The sequence below is a fragment of the Luteibacter sp. 9135 genome, assembly GCF_000745005.1.
In the GTDB taxonomy this organism is placed as follows: domain Bacteria; phylum Pseudomonadota; class Gammaproteobacteria; order Xanthomonadales; family Rhodanobacteraceae; genus Luteibacter.
The window spans coordinates 4,430,802-4,447,570 of sequence record NZ_JQNB01000001.1; the positions used below are offsets into that span (position 1 = coordinate 4,430,802).

At 64.8% G+C, this 16,769-nt stretch carries 12 protein-coding genes; 5 read left to right on the forward strand and 7 right to left on the reverse strand.

Features of this window, described 5'->3' with window-relative positions; all coding sequences use genetic code 11:
- Positions 1-160: 160 nt before the first annotated feature.
- Together FA89_RS18835 and FA89_RS18840 are read left to right on the forward strand one after the other, a co-directional pair.
- Complete coding sequence (locus FA89_RS18835; RefSeq protein WP_036143222.1) at positions 161-2,134, forward strand: alpha/beta hydrolase family protein; 1,974 nt, start codon at positions 161-163, stop codon at positions 2,132-2,134.
- A 104-nt stretch (positions 2,135-2,238) separates the two neighbouring features.
- Positions 2,239-5,118 (forward strand): TonB-dependent receptor domain-containing protein, encoded by a 2,880-nt coding sequence (locus tag FA89_RS18840; protein ID WP_036143223.1) that lies wholly within the window; start codon positions 2,239-2,241, stop codon positions 5,116-5,118.
- Positions 5,119-5,206: 88 nt separating this feature from the next.
- On the opposite strand, the gene FA89_RS19475 is transcribed toward FA89_RS18840, so the two are convergent.
- From FA89_RS19475 to FA89_RS18870, 7 genes are all read right to left on the reverse strand, one after another.
- Complete coding sequence (locus tag FA89_RS19475) at positions 5,207-7,621, reverse strand: phospholipase effector Tle1 domain-containing protein (RefSeq protein ID WP_081916771.1); 2,415 nt, start codon at positions 7,619-7,621, stop codon at positions 5,207-5,209.
- 15 nt (positions 7,622-7,636) lie between these two features.
- Positions 7,637-8,515 (reverse strand): hypothetical protein, encoded by an 879-nt coding sequence (locus FA89_RS20410; RefSeq protein WP_185754469.1) that lies wholly within the window; start codon positions 8,513-8,515, stop codon positions 7,637-7,639.
- 21 nt (positions 8,516-8,536) lie between these two features.
- Positions 8,537-10,363: a type IV secretory system conjugative DNA transfer family protein gene (locus FA89_RS18850; RefSeq protein WP_081916773.1), complete on the reverse strand. Its 1,827-nt coding sequence runs from the start codon at positions 10,361-10,363 to the stop codon at positions 8,537-8,539.
- A gap of 143 nt (positions 10,364-10,506) precedes the next feature.
- Positions 10,507-11,001 carry a TPM domain-containing protein gene (locus FA89_RS18855; protein ID WP_343123040.1) on the reverse strand — a complete coding sequence of 165 codons (495 nt, stop codon included), beginning with the start codon at positions 10,999-11,001 and terminating at the stop codon, positions 10,507-10,509.
- 5 nt (positions 11,002-11,006) lie between these two features.
- Positions 11,007-11,900: a TPM domain-containing protein gene (locus FA89_RS18860; protein WP_036143227.1), complete on the reverse strand. Its 894-nt coding sequence runs from the start codon at positions 11,898-11,900 to the stop codon at positions 11,007-11,009.
- Positions 11,900-12,547 (reverse strand): LemA family protein, encoded by a 648-nt coding sequence (locus tag FA89_RS18865; RefSeq protein WP_185754471.1) that lies wholly within the window; start codon positions 12,545-12,547, stop codon positions 11,900-11,902. The genes FA89_RS18860 and FA89_RS18865 overlap by 1 nt, the downstream gene beginning before the upstream one ends.
- A 78-nt stretch (positions 12,548-12,625) precedes the next feature.
- The gene (locus FA89_RS18870) at positions 12,626-13,000 is read right to left on the reverse strand and encodes a diacylglycerol kinase (RefSeq protein WP_036143228.1); all 375 of its coding nucleotides are present in this window, start codon (positions 12,998-13,000) and stop codon (positions 12,626-12,628) included.
- Between the two features lie 285 nt (positions 13,001-13,285).
- On the opposite strand from FA89_RS18870, the gene FA89_RS18880 reads away from it, so the two are divergent.
- From FA89_RS18880 to FA89_RS18890, 3 genes are read left to right on the forward strand one after another with little or no spacing between them, the layout of a single operon-like run.
- Complete coding sequence (locus FA89_RS18880; RefSeq protein ID WP_036143232.1) at positions 13,286-14,821, forward strand: peptide MFS transporter; 1,536 nt, start codon at positions 13,286-13,288, stop codon at positions 14,819-14,821.
- A gap of 57 nt (positions 14,822-14,878) precedes the next feature.
- Positions 14,879-16,159, forward strand: coding sequence for an ATP-binding protein (locus FA89_RS18885; protein ID WP_240003937.1), 1,281 nt, complete (start codon positions 14,879-14,881; stop codon positions 16,157-16,159).
- A complete protein-coding gene (locus FA89_RS18890; protein WP_036143233.1) occupies positions 16,156-16,737 on the forward strand; it encodes a response regulator transcription factor in 582 nt (193 codons plus the stop codon). Before FA89_RS18885 ends, FA89_RS18890 begins: the two co-directional genes overlap by 4 nt.
- Positions 16,738-16,769 lie beyond the last annotated feature (32 nt).

Consider the following 16,769-nt stretch of genomic DNA (forward strand, 5'->3'; position numbering starts at 1 on the left):
GCGGCGAGGCCACCGGCGCCGGGCCCGGTTCGATGCCTCGCCTTGCCAAGGCCTTACCGTCTTCCCTTGCCGTATCCGCACGAATCGGCTATATCCCGGCGCTGGGTGCCGTCCGGGGGGCGGTGCCGTCATGGATGCCGAACCACCAGGGGAGTTGAGGATGAACCACCGTCTTGTCCGGCCATTGCTGGCCGCGCTGTGCCTTGCCACGACCGCCGCCGCTGCCGCGGATCTGATCCCGGTCGCCGATTTCGCCCGCCGCATGCCGCTGAGCGACCCCAAGCTGTCGCCGGACGGGCAGTACGTTTCCATGGCGTTCCACGACCCTGACGGCAAGACACACGGGTTGTCGATCTACCGCGTGAGCGACCTGAACAAGCCGGTGACCCTGATCCGCATGCCCACCTACGAGATGCCGGCGGACATGGTCTGGGCCAGCAATACGCGACTGGTGGTGGCGCGCGGCAAGGTGGACGGCTCCATTGGCGCCGCCTCCTATACCGGCGAACTGATGGCCATCGACGTCGACGGCAAGAACGCCGACTACCTCTACGGTTTCGAGAGTGTCGGCAAGCGTGCGTCCACGCGCGCCCTCGACCGCGGCTGGGGCACGATCGAGGGTGCGCCGGTGACCGCCAACGGCCACTTCTACATGCGCGCCACGCCGTGGGACAACCAGGACCAGAGCACGCTGTACGACGTGGACGCCCAGTCCAGTGCCCGGCGGCAGATGGCCGACATCGCGCAGGGCGGTCTCAGCTTCATGATCGCTCCCGACGGCACGCCCCGCTTCGCCTTCGGCACGGACGACAATTTCAAGTGGGTGGTGCTGCGCCACGACGGCAGCGGCTGGACCAAGCTGCCGGGCAACGCGGACCACCAGAACTTTACGCCGATCGCCAAGGTGGCCGGCAGCGAGCGCATCTACGCGCGATACAGCCCCAACGGCCGCGGCGGCGAGTACGTCGAGCAGGACGAGAACGGCGGTAACACGAAGGTGATCCGCAAGGACGACTTCAGCATGGTGAGCTCCGCCGGCCTGTGGACGCCGGCACCGCTGCGTCCGTTCGGCACGATCGCCGACACGGGCATACCGAAGGCCGAGTACATCGACCCGCAGGCACCGATCGCCAAGCTGCACCTGGCCCTGTCACAGAAATTCCCGGGTGCCTTCGTCAGCTTCATCGGCTTCAGCCAGGACGGCGGGCAGCTGATGTTCAAGGTGGCCAGCGACCGCGAGCCGGGCCGTTACATGCTGATCGATACCAAGACGTACAAGGTGTCCAAGCTGTTCGACGCACAGCCCTGGATCGATCCGGCGAAAATGGCCGAGCGTCGGCCGATGCGTTTCAAGGCCAGTGACGGCCTGGAACTGGAAGCCATCCTCACCTTCCCCAAGGGCGCCGCGCAGGCCAACCTGCCGATGGTGCTGCTGCCGCATGGCGGGCCGCACGGCATCGCCGACGACTGGTACTACGATACCGACGCGCAGTTCCTCGCCAGCCGGGGCTATCTCGTGCTGCAGGTCAACTACCGCGGCTCCGGCGGTCGGGGCAGCGCCTTCGAGCAGGCGGGTTACCTGAAGTGGGGCACGCGTATCCAGGACGACCTGATCGACGGCGTGAAGTGGGCCATCGCCCAGAACTTCGCGGATCCCAAGCGGGTCTGCGTGTTCGGCGCCAGCTTCGGCGGCTACTCCGCGCTGATGGTGCCGGTGCGTGCGCCCGGTGTGTTCAAGTGCGCGGTGGCCTACGACGGCATCTACGACCTGAACATGATGTATGCCAAGGGCGACATTAAACAATCCAAGAGCGGTCGCAGCTACCTCACCACGGTGATCGGCCGCGACGAGGCCGACCTGGCCGCCAACTCGCCGACGCACCTGGCCGACAAGATCGACGTGCCGGTGTTCCTCGTGCACGGCGAAGACGACCAGCGCGCACCCTTCGCCCAGTTCAAGGCGATGCGCGCGGCGCTGGACGCCGCCCACAAGCCCTACGAGACGCTGACCAAGCCGGACGAGCGCCACGGCTTCGTCAAGCCGGCCAACGTCGAGGAGTTCTACAACCGCTTGCAGGCCTTCCTCGAGAAGAACATCGGTTCCGGCCAGGCGACGACCGCGTCCGTGCCATGACCGACCCATGACCTTCGCCGGTTGCCCCGGTCACGTCGCACGCGTTATCTTCGCGTGATCGTCGTGGCCGGGTGGATCGCGGCGGGTTTGGGAGGTTTCAGGGTATGCACGTCAGTTCCGGGCAGAAGCGCCACGTTGCGGGTCGACGTGCGGCGCTCGCCGTCGCGCTCGGGGGCTGCCTGCTCGGCTCCGTGGCACGCGCCCAGCAAACCGCGCCGTCGTCGGCGGAGACACTCTCGCCCGTCAATGTCACGGTGACCGGTTCACGCATCCGCGGTACCGATGTGGAAACCGCCCAGCCGGTGGTCGTCATGGACCGCCAGGCCATCAAGGCCACGGGCCTTACCCGCCTGGACGACATCATCGCGAGGATGCCCTCCGCGGGCACACCCGAAGTCACGCCGCAGGACACCCTGTCCTCCAGCCGCGATGCCGGTGGACGCTATGCCAACCTGCGCAACCTGGGCGCGGTACGCACCCTGGTACTGGTCAATGGCCGGCGCTGGACCACCAGCCTGGGCGGCCTCACCGATCTGTCCACGTTGCCTGTCGCCATCGTCGAGCGCATCGAGGTGCTCAAGGACGGTGCCTCGTCGATCTACGGCTCCGATGCCATCGGCGGCGTGGTCAACATCATCACTACCGATCGCTTCGAGGGTGCCTCGGCGGACGTGCTGTACGGCGTCAACGGCCGCGGCGACGGCGCACAGAAGAACGGCAGCTTCACCTGGGGCAAAAGCACGCAGGACGCCTCGCTCATCCTGGGCGCCAACTACGAAGACGGCGACGACCTGAGCGATGCCAAGCGGGCACTGACGCGGTTGCCCAGCGGCCCGCGCCATCCGGACAGCGGTTTCGGGATGGGACCCTACGGCGGCGTCTACGATCCACGCCAGCCGGGGCGTGCCTACGTGCTGAACCACGGCCCCGGCGTCACCGCGGACAGCGCCGACCTGGCCGACTACCATCCCTACGACCCCAACAGCACCGCGGACAAGTACGCGACCACACGCGACATGACCTTCCGCGCGGGCAGCAAGCTGCGCAACCTGTTCGCCACGGGCCGCTACAACCTCACCGACGACATCGCGCTGCGCGGCATGGCCAGCTACGGCGTGCGCGACACCTCGTGGCAGGCCGCAGGTTACCCTCTGCAAAGCGGCGCGGGTCGCGGCACACCGCTGCTGATCGACGCCGACAATGCCTACAACCCGTTCCCCGGTGACGACACCGCATTCTTCCGGCGCACCACCGAGTTTCCGCGTGTCACGTGGGCGAAGAGCAAGACGTTCCATATCGACGGTGGTGCCGAAGGCAACTTCAACTGGGGCGACCACGTCTGGAACTGGGACGTCACCTACGCGTACTCCGAGGCGCGCGGCAGCACCACCACTAGCGGCAACATCGACCTGGACCACGCGCGCAAGGCGCTCGGCCCCACGACTCCGATCGACGGGCAACCGACCTGCGCCGATGCCGCCGACCGTGCGGCCGGCTGCCTGCCGTGGAATATCCTCGCCGGTCCGGGCGCTACCCCCGCTTCGGTGTGGCGCTATGTCTCCTCCACTGGCACCTCGCGACAGACCACGCGCAGCAACGACATCATCGCCAACCTGACCGGCGGCGTGGTCGACATGCCCGCTGGTGTCCTGCGCGTGGCGGGCGGCGTCGAGCACCGCGACGAGCGCGGCCGCTATGCGCCGTACGCCGCGGATGCCGCCGGGCTGACCACGCAACTGGCCAGCGCGCCCACCGATGGCGGCTACGTGGCGAACGAAGCCTACGTGGAGCTGGACATACCGCTGCTGGCCGACCTGCCGCTGGCACGCGAGCTGGCGGTCAACGTATCGACACGCTATTCGCACTACTCCGCCTTCGGCGGCCGCAGCGCGCGCAAGTACAGCTTCCGCTGGAAGCCGTTCGACGACCTGCTGCTGCGCGGCACATACGCGGAGGGCTTCCGGGCGCCGACGGTGGCCGACCTCTATGCCGGCACCAGCGAAAGCTTCGAGAGCTTCCTCGACCCCTGCGACACCGCCTACGGTGCCGCAGCCGGCCACGCCGACGTGGCCGCACGCTGTGCCGCCGCCGGTCTGCCGCCAGGTTACCGCCAGGTGGCGCAATCCGGTGCGCAGATCGCCTCGGCGACGGGTGGGCAGAACCCCGTCGCCTTCTCGTCGGGCGCCAATCCGGCGCTCAAGCCGGAGTCGTCCATCACGCGCACCGCCGGCCTGGTTTATAGCCCCAGCCGGCTCGATGGCCTGGACGTTACGCTCGACTACTACAAGGTGGCCATCCGGGACGTCATCACCCCGATCCTCGCGGGCGACATCCTCGACTTCTGCTACGTCGCCAACGACCCGACCTACTGCGGACGCTTCACGCGCAATGCCGCCGGGGCCATCACCTCGCTGGACGAGAGCTTGGCCAACCTCGGCTCGCTGCGCACCGAAGGTTACGACCTGGGCGTGCATTACCGCTTCCCGGTGACGCGATGGGGCGAGTTCGCCCTGCTCTCGGACAGCACCTATCTGCAGGACTACGCGCAGACCAGCGCCACGGGCGCCACGCCACGCCAACTGGCCGGCTACATGAACGGCGTGCAGGGACTGTATCGCGTGCGTTCCAACCTTTCCCTGGACTGGGCGCGCGAGCGCTTCGGCGCCACCTGGACGGTACGTTATTTCTCCGGCCTGAACGACGCGTGCTGGTCGCCAGGCGTCGAGTGCAATCGACCCACGGAGACCAACGCGCTAACTGGCGTCACCGGCATCAGCCGCAAGGGCGGTGTCGCCTTCCATGACGCCCAACTCCGCTGGCAGGCGCCCTGGAACGGCAGCTTCCGCGTCGGCATCAACAACGTGTTCGCACGCAAGGGCCCGCTGTTCTACAACGTGTCCTCATCCGGCGGCGGCAGCCCGCCCTACAACCCCGCCTACGACATCGACCGCTACTTCTACGTCGGCTACCAGCAAAAGTTCTGACCGCCCAACGTACGCCGCATACGCGTACCTCATGCTGCATACCCCGTGTAGCAGCCCACGATGTGGGCGACCCACCCCGCCGCACCCCTCACTGAACCATCGACGCACCTTGCTGCTGCGCCTGCGCCATCTGCTGCGTCATCTGCTCCCTCTGCCGATCAACATCACCGATCTGCTGTATCGACTGAGCTGCCTCGGGCGGCGGCCGACTCAGATCGATCTTTGCCGGTGTCGCCATCGGATCGTTGGAATCCACAACCAGCCGCATGCGCTCACCATCGAGGTGGACATAGTCCAGGCCGCCGGCGGCAATGCGGTTCTGGTGGCAGGCGGCGGTGAACTGAAGCAGGCGATCTTCCGACGCTTCCGGCAGCCGTTGCTGCAACTCGTTATAAAGAGCGTGCTGCGCACTATCAGGATGACGGGGGTCGTTGCGGGAAGGTGATGCTTGCGGTGAAGCGATCACGGCTCGATCCATCGGATGCGCCGCAGGGCCGTCACGCTCCGCGTTACTTCGCGAGTGCTGCATGGGCTCGACGACGCGGTTCTCCATGCCGATGCCTACGTGCCCCGCCGATCTCAGTTCTGCGATGAAGGCCTGCCCTTGCACCATCGATTGCGTCGCGTCATCCGCCCTCCCGGTGACCGGCAAGGCATGAGCGGACTGGAAGCGAGCGACCGCCGTCTGTGTCGCCATATCGAGTTCACCGTGGGTTGCCAGCGGCTTGCCTGCCATGTCGCGAATGCCGAGGGTGTTGAGGTTCTGCTGGAGGCTGCGGATGGCGTTCGAGCCTTGGCGCTCAGGCTGTACCTCGTGGGATTGTGCGCCGTGGGGCTGTGCAACATCGGGCAGGACAAAGGCGGCGTTCCCGCGCTCGGCGTTGGCGGCACGAGCCATGAGTTGCGGCTCTTCATGGTCCATCGACCGGGAACGCATTGGCTCCGGTGTCGCCTCCGGCAGCGGCGCCATCGACGGAACGTCACTATCCCGCTGCCGAACCGCTGCATCTCGCGCCGTATCCAGCGCCTGCAAGGCATCGATACTGGCCGACCGCGAAACCGGGACGCCCAGCGTGTCGGATGACGTCTGTATGGCTTGCAAGCTCGGCCGACCCGGACCGATCTCCCCGCCGAAGCGCACATCCGTGATCTCGGTCATGCCCTGACGCTTAGCCTCGTCGACGAGCCCGGCCGCCAGACGGTCCACCTGACCCGGATCGAGATCGAAGCCGGAGCGCACATGCAACTCCAGGATCTGCACGCTGACCGATTGATACATGGCATGGTCGGTATGAGAAGGTTCGCTCAGCTTGGCAGGTCGGTCGAAAACCGCAGCGCCGACGCCATCACCATGCACGCCGACGGTATAGCGCGGACCGACCTGCGACGCGAGGCTTGGATCGAAGGGATCGGGTGGTGCGCACGCAATGACCTCGCGAACATCCACGCAATGCGGCGGCGAAGCCTGCGAGCCCATGATGTCGCGGTGACCGTGCTGCCTGAACTCCGACGTGCCGTAGAACCACATGTGGTCCTCGGAGTGGTGAATCACGTACATGCTGGGGTCGGTCGGCTCCGGTAGCCGGCTCACCAGTGGTACGTCGCTGTGCGCGTTCAGGAAATCGGCAGCCATGTTGAAGTTGAGCGTCGACAGGCCGTTCTGGTGATAGCTTCCGCCAATGTCGGAGTGAGCGCCGGGGACGGTCACACCTACGAATCGCCCATCCGCCGAACGGCCAGGCGGCAGGATTTGCGTAGACGGGAAAGCGTTACGACGCTCGTCGCGTGCCGTGATCTGCAAGCCCGATACTGTCGACGAGGTAGGCTGTCGATCGTGGTCGTTTGGCGCTCCCGTCCCCACTGGATCGAACAGGATTTCGCTCATCAGCGTCTTGCCGGGCTCTCGAACGGCCCGGCGGGTCCACTTGATGCTGTCATAGCCGAGAGAGTCGCTGACTTCTTTATAATCGCTGTAGTCCTGAATGCCTCGTTCGTGAACCATGCGGATAAAGCCAGCGGCTTGCTCTGCACCTCGACTAAAACCTGTAGCCATCACGCGTATGTCAGCGTCGGGATCGTCGACAAGCCATTCGCTCGCCTGAATCGCGAACTTCTGATACATCCATTCGATCCGCTCGTCGTATGACCGACCTGTGAGTCCATCAACCGTTCTGGAAACCCGATTATCTTGGGTACCAGCACCTTTTATATAATCCGAAACGATACGAGGATCACGACGATGCGCCATTTCCAGCTTATCGTGAAGCACCGCGACATTTGTCGCGTGCTCTGGATCTTCTTCCTTGTCGTTCCCCGTACCGTCAAAATTTGCTACGTATAACCGGGCATGAGGGTTGGAAGCCTCGAACATCCGCGGCACTTCCATTGCCCGCATTTCACTTGAGGCTAGTTCATACGCCGAATAGTCATACCGATTCATCGAATCGACTCTTACATCATCGACCAGACGGCCCTGCGTGTTTCGCTTGTGCTTTTCACTCACTTCCGTGTCCTCTTCTTAAAGCGTCTTCGTGTACGCCATGACCATTTCGACACGACCGTTGCTATGTATATTTCCTGGATCGACTGGCTTAATTAGAGGAATCAGGGTTTTGAGGTATACGTAAATCGATCTGTTCTCAATAACTAGAATGATGTCGGGCGTCCTGTAGTAGGCATGAAGATTTACATCGCGCACATCCAGTTCAGGCGAATAAAGAACCAACTTTGATTTAAAAATTTCTTCAATGTCAATATCTTCTTCGTGCGCCTCACCATCTTTCGAGGTCCATGCGACATGCGCTGTCGAAGGAAAGTCGAGACTACCCCAACCACCTCTGAGGTTCTTACGAATCACAGGCGTGAGAGGGCCAGACGGCTCTTCCTCATTAACGACATAAGAATTCTCATACAGAACACGACAGGCAAGTGTGTCGTAGCAACTAGCAGAAAAGCTGTGGTCAAAGAAAGGCATGATCAATTTGCCATTTTTTATGGTGGGCGGAATGTATCTACGATCGATTCGCGGACCATCGAAAACATGACGACCTGCCTCATGACCTCTCCTTGGATTTTCATGACCATCAGAAGCACAGCCAGTCGCAACGCATAGCGCCACTGCCGTAGCGAGTTTTTGATAACTACTCATTTCTCCACCCTCCCTTTCCCTGTCTTTCGGTTTTTCCAGAGTTACCGGGTCAGCTATGCAAGGCTTCCGCTTCGGATCTTCAGCCACGCAACCTCCCGCAGCACCCAACTCGATTCGCGTACGCGCATTGGCTATTTCCAATTCCCGCTGCAAACGCAAGTCGTACAGAGGATCGGGCGTTCCCAACTTGTGTACCGCACGAAGCGATGATGATCGCGTCTGCCCCGGCAAGGATTCATCATTTGTCATTTCTACCTCGCTCCCGTCCCACTACGCCCCGCTGGACGTCTGCCGCAACGCATCCAACACCGGCCCAGTTCCTCGCTCACCAGCCGGACGACCAGGTTCAGGCAGCGGAGCGCTCTTCTCCCTACGCACGCGCACAGGCGCCACCCCCGCCCGCTCGCGGAACATCTTGTCCTTGAAGAACCAGTTCTTCCGCGCACGAATCGGCTTGCAGCCTTCATAGAAGATCAGCTCCTCATCACCCGGGAGCTCCTTGATCTCCTGCGGCAACAACAACGCCCGGCGTTCCTCGCTGTGACTGGTCGAGACCTGATGCGACCCACTGCCGCGACTGGTATTGCGGTGTTCCTTGCGAACGGTCTTGTAACCGAGCATCTCGCTGTATTGATTGGCGTCGGCCTGCTCGCGCGGTGCGAACACCACCTGCGCACCGTGGTTCGTAATGAAGTTCTCCGCGTCGTGATCGCCATAGGCCGCCCGTAGCTGCGCCCGACTCTGCACGATGCACAGGTCACGCACGCCATAGCTGGCGGAGATGGAAATGCGCTTGGCCCATACATCGACCCGGCCCATGGCGGTGAACTCGTCCATGAGCATCAGCATCTGGTAACGAAGTTCGGGGTCTTCACCAAGCTGCCTGCCGAGGTTGTTGCCGATCACGGTGCTGAAGAAGATATTCAGCAGCTTCGCGCTCTCGTCCAGCTTGTTGGTCGGAATGATGACGTAGAGCGTGGTCAGCCTCTTGCGCAGGCTGGTCACGTCGATGTCGCTGGCGTTGGTGGCGGCGGCCAGGATGGGGCTCAGGAACTGCTGCAGTGGCGCGTGCATGGAGGCGATGACTGAAGAGAAGGTCTGTTCGGCCAGACCCACCAGGTTGCCGAACACCGTTCGGGTCTGGGAGCTGATGTAGTCATAGGAGGGATCCTTCAGCAGTTGCTCGAGGGTTTCCCGGGTGCTCCCGTGGTGCTCGCCGCTGGAAAAGCGCAGCACGCGTTCGAAGCTGGGGAACAGCGGTGCCTCTTGCTTCGCGCCCGGCGCCCCCTGCCCCTGGACAACGGCACGACGCGCCGTCTTGTGTTCCCACGCTTCGAACAGATACGACGTGAACGCCGTAAAGGCGGCACGACTCTGCGACGTCCAGAAGGGATCGCCGCCCGGCAGGTCGGGATACAGGATGGCGGCGATCGTCTGGATTTCACCGATGCGCTTGTCCGGGCTCATGCCCTCGAGCGTGGTCATGGGGTTGAAGCGATGCGTGTCGCCGTTCTCGTCGTAGGGCGCCCACACGCGGATGAGCTGACCCTGTTGCTCGCGCCAGCCGCTGGTGGCCTTATGCAGCTCACCCTTGAGGTCGAGCACCACCATCGACTGCTGGTAGGAGAGCAGCACGGGAATGGCGATGCTCGTGGTCTTGCCCGATCGGGTCGGACTGATCGTGATGACGTGCTGCGCACCGCCCAGCCAGAGGTAACGCCCGCGGAACTTGCCGAGCAGGATGCTCTGCGGTGTCTGCTTGAGCAGGCCCGCCTTCTTCAGGTCCGACAGCTTCGCGAAGCGCGCCTCGCCGTGCATGGACTCGGCACGCCCGCGCAGCAGCGTAACGAGGACGAGCAGCCATGCGACCAGCGGCGCGCCGAAGCCTGCCACGCCGCACAGCTTGATCTTCGCGGCATACGGTGCGAACTGCGGCAGATCCAGCGCGCGGAAGTACTGCCAGTACGTGATCGCTTCCAGCGGTACCTGGGCCAACTGCAAGGCCCATAAGGTAAGAAAGCCCGCCAGGTATTCCCCGCCCACTGCGCCGAGCATTGCGAGGATGGCGAGCGTCGTCGCCTTGGTCTTGCCACTCATCGTCCGGTGATCCGTCACTGAAAAATCGGATCGCAAGGATGCGCCAGCGGCACGCCGAATCAGCGCGTCCCAGGCAAGAAAGTCCTATTTTTCCGATTTATTCTATGCCGACGAACTTTCTCATCCGCCGGGCGCCCAGAGGATCAGAGCACCAGCGGACGATCGGGCAACTGGTTCTCGCGCGGTCGGCCGTCGCCCGGAAAGTGCCGTGCCAGCAACGCGCCCGCTTCGGCCACGCCCGTCTGCACCGCCTCGCGGAAACGGCCGCGGGCGAATTCATCGCGCATGTGTGCCGTGATGGCATCCCACTCCGGTGAGGAGACCAGACGCGAGATGCCCCGATCGGCGACGATCTCGATGCGGTGTTCGGCAAGCAGCACATACAGCAGCACACCCGAGTTGTCCTCGGTATCCCATACGCGCAGGTGCGAAAACAGCATGGCGGCGCGATCCCGTGCGGTGACACCGGCAAGTACCGACGACAGCGGCAAGCGCGACTCGATCACTACACGCAACTCGCCTCGGTGGGTGACCTCCCCCGCCGCGACGGTTTTCGCGATGGCATCCAGCGTGGCGGCCGGGAATTGCCGGTTCATCTGGAACCAGGCGCCGAACAGGTTGCTGACAATCCGTTGCATCACCATCACCAGCTCCCCGACGAACCGCCACCACCAAAGCTGCCGCCGCCTCCGCTGAAGCCGCCACCGCCACCACCGCCGAAACCTCCACCACCACCGCCGAAGCCGCCACCACCAAACCCGCCGAAGCCGCCCCAGCCACCGCCGCCGATATCGCGACCGCTGCCTAGCGGGATAGCCATGAACAGCGCACCCGCCACCAGACCCACCACGCCGCCGAGCAGCGAATGCAGGAACAGCCAGCCCAGGCCGCCCGTTACCAGGCCGCCGAGAGGCGCACGAACCGCCAGCGGGGCGCGACCGAGCACACCGCGCAGCATCAGCACACCGAAGATCAGGGGAAGCAGCAGGCTGCCGCCGCCACGCCGTCGCTCGTGGCTTTCGTCCGGAGCGACGGGCGCCGGTAACGCCTCGCCCTGCACGATCTGGGTGATCGCGTTGAGCGCCTCGGTGATGCCGCCGTAGTAATCGTTGCTGCGCAGCTTGGGCGCCATGTACTCACGGATGATCCGCGAGGCGATGGCGTCGGGAAGCGCACCCTCGAGCCCGTAGCCGACCTCGATGCGCACGCGCCGGTCTTCCTTGGCCAGCAGGAGCAGCACGCCGTCGTCCGAGCCCTTGCGGCCCACCTTGTTGGCCTCGGCCACCTTCAGCGAGTAGCTCTCCAGGTCGTCCGGCTGGGTGGTCGGCACCATCAACACGACCACCTGGGCCCCCTTGGTCTTTTCCAGGTCGACCAGGCGTGCGTCAAGCTGGGTCACCTGGTCGGTGGACAGCGTGCCCGTCAGGTCGGTGACATGCCGCGACAGCGTCGGCACGACCGCATCTTCCGCCGACACCGCCAGGGGCGGCGCCAGCAGGACAACGGCAAGCAACAGCCGTGCGGCCAGCCGCCGCATCAGTGAGCGGCCGAAGCCGCCGGGGCCGGGGCCTGGCCGGGTGCCGGCGCCGGGGTCGAGCCGAAGTCGACGGTTGGCGCGGTGGAGATGGCCTTCTCGTTCTCGACGCTGAAGTTCGGCTTCACCTGGTAGCCCATGACCTTGGCCGTCAGGTTGTTGGGAAACGAGCGGATCAGCACGTTATAGGACTGCACGGCCTGCACGTACCGGTTGCGCGCCACCGTGATGCGGTTCTCGGTACCTTCCAGCTGGGCCTGCAGGTCGCGGAACGAGCCGTCGGCCTTCAGCTGCGGGTAGTTCTCGCTGACCACCATCAGCCGTGACAGGGCGCCGCTGAGCTGGCCCTGGGCCGCCTGGAACTTGGCCAGGGCCGCGGGATCGTTGGCCAGCTCCGGGGTGATCTGCGTTGAGCCGACGCGGGCGCGGGCGTTGGTTACCTCGGTGAGCACGCGCTCCTCGTGCTGGGCGTAGCCCTTCACGGTATTGACCAGGTTGGGCACCAGGTCGGCGCGGCGCTGGTACTGGTTCAGCACCTCGGACCAGGCGGCCTTGACTCCTTCGTCCTCGCGCTGGATGGCGTTATAGCCACACCCGGACAGGAAACCCGCCAGGGCGACGAGGGCAAAAGCACGAAGAACGTTTTTCATGGCGCGGATTCCTTTGGGTGTGCGGGGCACAACTTAACCCAAAGGCGGTGAAAGCGGACGATACGTCGGCGACGCGGCTCAACCCAGCCAGCGCGGCACCAGGATAAGGCCCCAGCTGATCATCACCATCACCAGCAGCAGGAACACCGCGGCGGAACCCATGTCCTTGGCCCGGCCAGCCAGTTCATGGAACTCCGGACTGACCTTGTCGACCACGGCCTCGATGGCGGAGTTGAGCAGTTCCGCCGACAGCACCAGGATCGGGAAGGTGATCAGGACGATCTTCTCGACGCCCCCGTGCCCCAGCCACAGCCCCAGCGGGACGACGACCACGGCGAGAAATACCTCAAGCCGGAAGGAGGCCTCATGGAGATACGCCGCTTTCAGGCCCTTCATGGACCACTGGAAGGCCGCGAGGATCTGCCGCGGGCCGCGAGGGATGGTGGTGGCCATGAGGGATCAGGCGCCGGAAACGGACGGGGAAAACGGGATCGGGAACATGGCGCCGGCCTGGGAGGTCACGAAACAGCCTCGCATCATGCCATAGGCCGCCCGCCCGGCGGCCGGGCGTGTCGCCCGCGGCCTGCCGTGGTGAATCGCCGCGCCCCTCTGGCGCTGCAGCACAACCCGGCGGAGCATTTGTATTACGCTTGAAAAGCTGTGGCCCCGTTCTTCGGTCGCCACGATGGGAGCGGGCCTGCGGGCCCGTTCGCTGTTTCCAATGCGTCCGGAAAATACATGGCAACCCAGAACCCGCCCATTTCACAGACCAAGTCCTTCAGCACGGTCTTCCTCATCGAGATGTGGGAGCGCTTCGGCTTCTACGGCATGCAGGTGCTGATGGTCACCTATATGGTGAAGAAGCTCGGCTTTCCCGATGTCGACGCCAACCTCGTCTGGGGCGCGGCCGCCGCCCTGATCTATGCCACCCCGGCCATCGGCGGCTGGATCGGCGACCGGTTCCTGGGTACCCGCCGCACCATGCTCACCGGTGCCGTGGTGCTCATGGTCGGTTACGCGCTGCTGTGGATTCCGACCGAGAACACCTCGTTCCTGTATATCGCGCTGGGCGTGATCATCCTCGGCAACGGCCTGTTCAAGCCCAACGCCGGCAACCTGGTACGCAAGATCTATGAAGGCGACGAGGTCAAGATCGACAGCGCGTTCACCATCTACTACATGGCGGTGAACGTCGGCTCGACCATCTCCATGCTGCTCACGCCCTGGATTCGCGACTACGTGGGCGAGCACTACGGCGATGCGCTGGGCTGGCATACCGCGTTCGGCGTCTGCTCCATCGGCCTGATCCTCGGCCTGGTCAACTACTTCTTCATGCGCCGCACGCTGGCCCACGTCGGCTCGACGCCCGACGAGGTGCCGCCGGTGATGAAGAACGTGCTGGCTATCGTCGGTGCCGGCATCCTGATCATCGCCGCCTCGGCGTACATCCTGCAGAACCAGGGCGTGGCACAGGCCTGCGTATACATCGCCGGCGTGGTCATCCTGGGCATCTTCGCGCACCTGATCCGCTCCAGCCAGCAGGGCGAGCGGGCCGGCCTGATCGCCGCCCTGGTGCTCACGGTGCAGACGATCTTCTTCTTCATCTTCTACCAGCAGATGTCGACCTCGCTGAACCTGTTCGCGCAGCGCAATGTCGACCTGGACTTCAGCCTGTTCGGGTGGCACATCCTCACGTGGATTCCCGAGCAGTTCCAGTCGCTCAACGCGATCTGGATCGTGATCCTCTCGCCGATCCTGGTCTGGATCTACAACGCGCTGGGCCGTCGCGGCAAGGATTTCCCGGTCGCGGCCAAGTTCGCCCTCGGCTTCGTCGCCGTGGCCGTGGGCTTCTTCATGTACGGCCTGGGTGCGACCACCGCGGTCGCCGGCAAGATCTCGTCCTGGTACATGGTCTGGGGCTACGGCTTCTACTCGCTGGGCGAGGTGCTGGTCAGCGGCCTGGGCCTGGCGATGATCGCCCGCTATGTGCCTGCGCGCATGGGCGGCTTCATGATGGGCGCCTACTACGTCGCATCCGGTGTCGCCCAGTACATGGGCAGCGTGGTCGCCAACTATGCGGCCATCCCGGACAACATCACCGACCCGCTGGAATCCCTGCGCATCTACACCAGCCTGTTCAACAAGCTGGGCTTCGTCGGCGTGGGATGCGTCGTCATCGCCGTGGCGATGCTGCCGCTGATGAAGAAGCTGTCGCTCAACCATGCCCTGGCCAACGTGCCGCCGGTACCCCCGGTACACAACGAAGACCTGTAACGCGACGAGGGCCGCCCCAGTGGGCGGCCCTCGTGACTTCAACGAGATCCTGCCACCGTGAGCGACACCCTGCACTCGCCATCGTCACGCTCCGGTCCCTTCGCGCTTGCGCGCACGCTTGCCTGGCTTCGCCTCTGCGCCATAGCGGGCCAGAGCGTAGCCATCCTCTCCTGCGTCACCCTGCTCCAGCTCGATGTCCCGCTGTTGCCGCTGATGATCGGCGTGTGCGTGCTGGCCGTGTTCGCGGCCGCCGCGGCGTTCCGGCTGGGCATGCCGTGGAAAGTGAGCGAGGGCGAGGCCATCGTGCATATCGCCGCCGACACGCTGGTGCTGGGCTACCTGCTGTATTTCACCGGTGGCGCCGCCAATCCCTTCGTCGCCCTGTTGCTGGTGCCGATCGCGCTGTCGGCGGCCGCGCTGTCGATCGCCGGGGTGTCACTGGTCGCCATCCTCACCGGCGTGGCGTACGTGCTGCTGGTGCCCTATCACCTGCCCCTGCCCACCCTGGGTGACAAGGGCCGCGATTTCGACCTGTACGTGGCGGGCATGGGCGTCAACTTCGTCATCATGGCGGTGCTGCTGGGCGTGTTCATCAGCAACCTGGCCAAGGCGATCCGCCTGCAACAGGGCGAGGTGCAGCGGGTGCGCGAGCGCGCCCTCCGCGACGAGGGCATCCTGGCCATCGCCACGCAAGCGGCGGGCGCGGCGCATGAGCTCAACACGCCGCTGTCCACCATGCGCACGCTGCTCCCGGAGATCCGCCGCGAGCACGCCGGCGACAACGCGCTGGGCGACGACCTCGACCTGCTCGACGGCCAGGTGGAGCGCTGCCGCACCATCCTGCGCGAGATGGTGGCCTTCGGCCAGGCACAGCTGTCGCAGGTGCCGGAGCGCGTTACCCTGGACCAGTTCATCCATGGCTGCCTGGAACGCTTCCAGCTTCTGCGGCCTGAGGCCGAGGTAGCCCTTTCCGTGGAACCCGGCGCCGGCCGCGTCGCCCTGCGCTCACCGCCCGGGCTACGCCACGCCCTGATCAACCTGCTCAACAACGCCGCCGACGCGTCCGCGATGAACGACAGCACGGCCGTGTCGCTGTCCATCGGCATCGTCGGCGCGTGGCTCGAGCTGGTCGTGACGGACGAAGGCCCGGGGTTCGACGAGTTCGACGAACTGGGCACGCTGGGCCTGTCGCAGAAGGACACTGGCCTGGGCATCGGCCTGGCGCTGGCCGAGGCCACGGCCGAGCGACTCGACGGCGAGCTTGCCGCCAGCAATACAGGGCACGGCGCCAGAATGCGTCTGCGCCTCCCCCTTTCGGTCATTGGAGATCACACATGAACGAGCTGGTTCCGCCGGGCGGACGCCCGCTGCTGATCGTCGATGACGACGCCACGTTTGCCCGCGTGCTCGGTCGCGCCCTCACCTCCCGCGGCTTCGAGGTGATCACGACGCATACGGCCGACGACGCGCGTGCCCTGACCCGCCGTCACCAGCCGCGTTACTGCGTGCTCGACCTGAAACTGGGCGACGAGAACGGCCTGCGCCTGATTCCGGAACTGCAGTCGCTGGTGCCGGACATGCGCGTGTTGCTGCTGACGGGTTACGCCTCGATCGCCACGGCGGTCGAGGCGATCAAGCGCGGTGCGCACGACTACCTGGCCAAGCCCGTGGATGCGGATGCCGTGGTCCGCGCCCTGCTCGATGGCGATTCCGGCCCGCTTGATTCAGACGACTTCGCCGACGCACCAGATGCCCCGCTGCCGCTGCGGCGCCTGGAGTGGGAACACATCCAGCGCGTGCTGACCGAATGCGAAGGCAATATCTCGGAAACGGCGCGTCGCCTCGGCATGCATCGGCGCACGTTGCAACGCAAGCTCAGCAAGCACCCCGTGCGCGAGCGGCCGGACGAGACCTGACCGCGCCTTGCGCGACAGCGCTCGGCACGGAA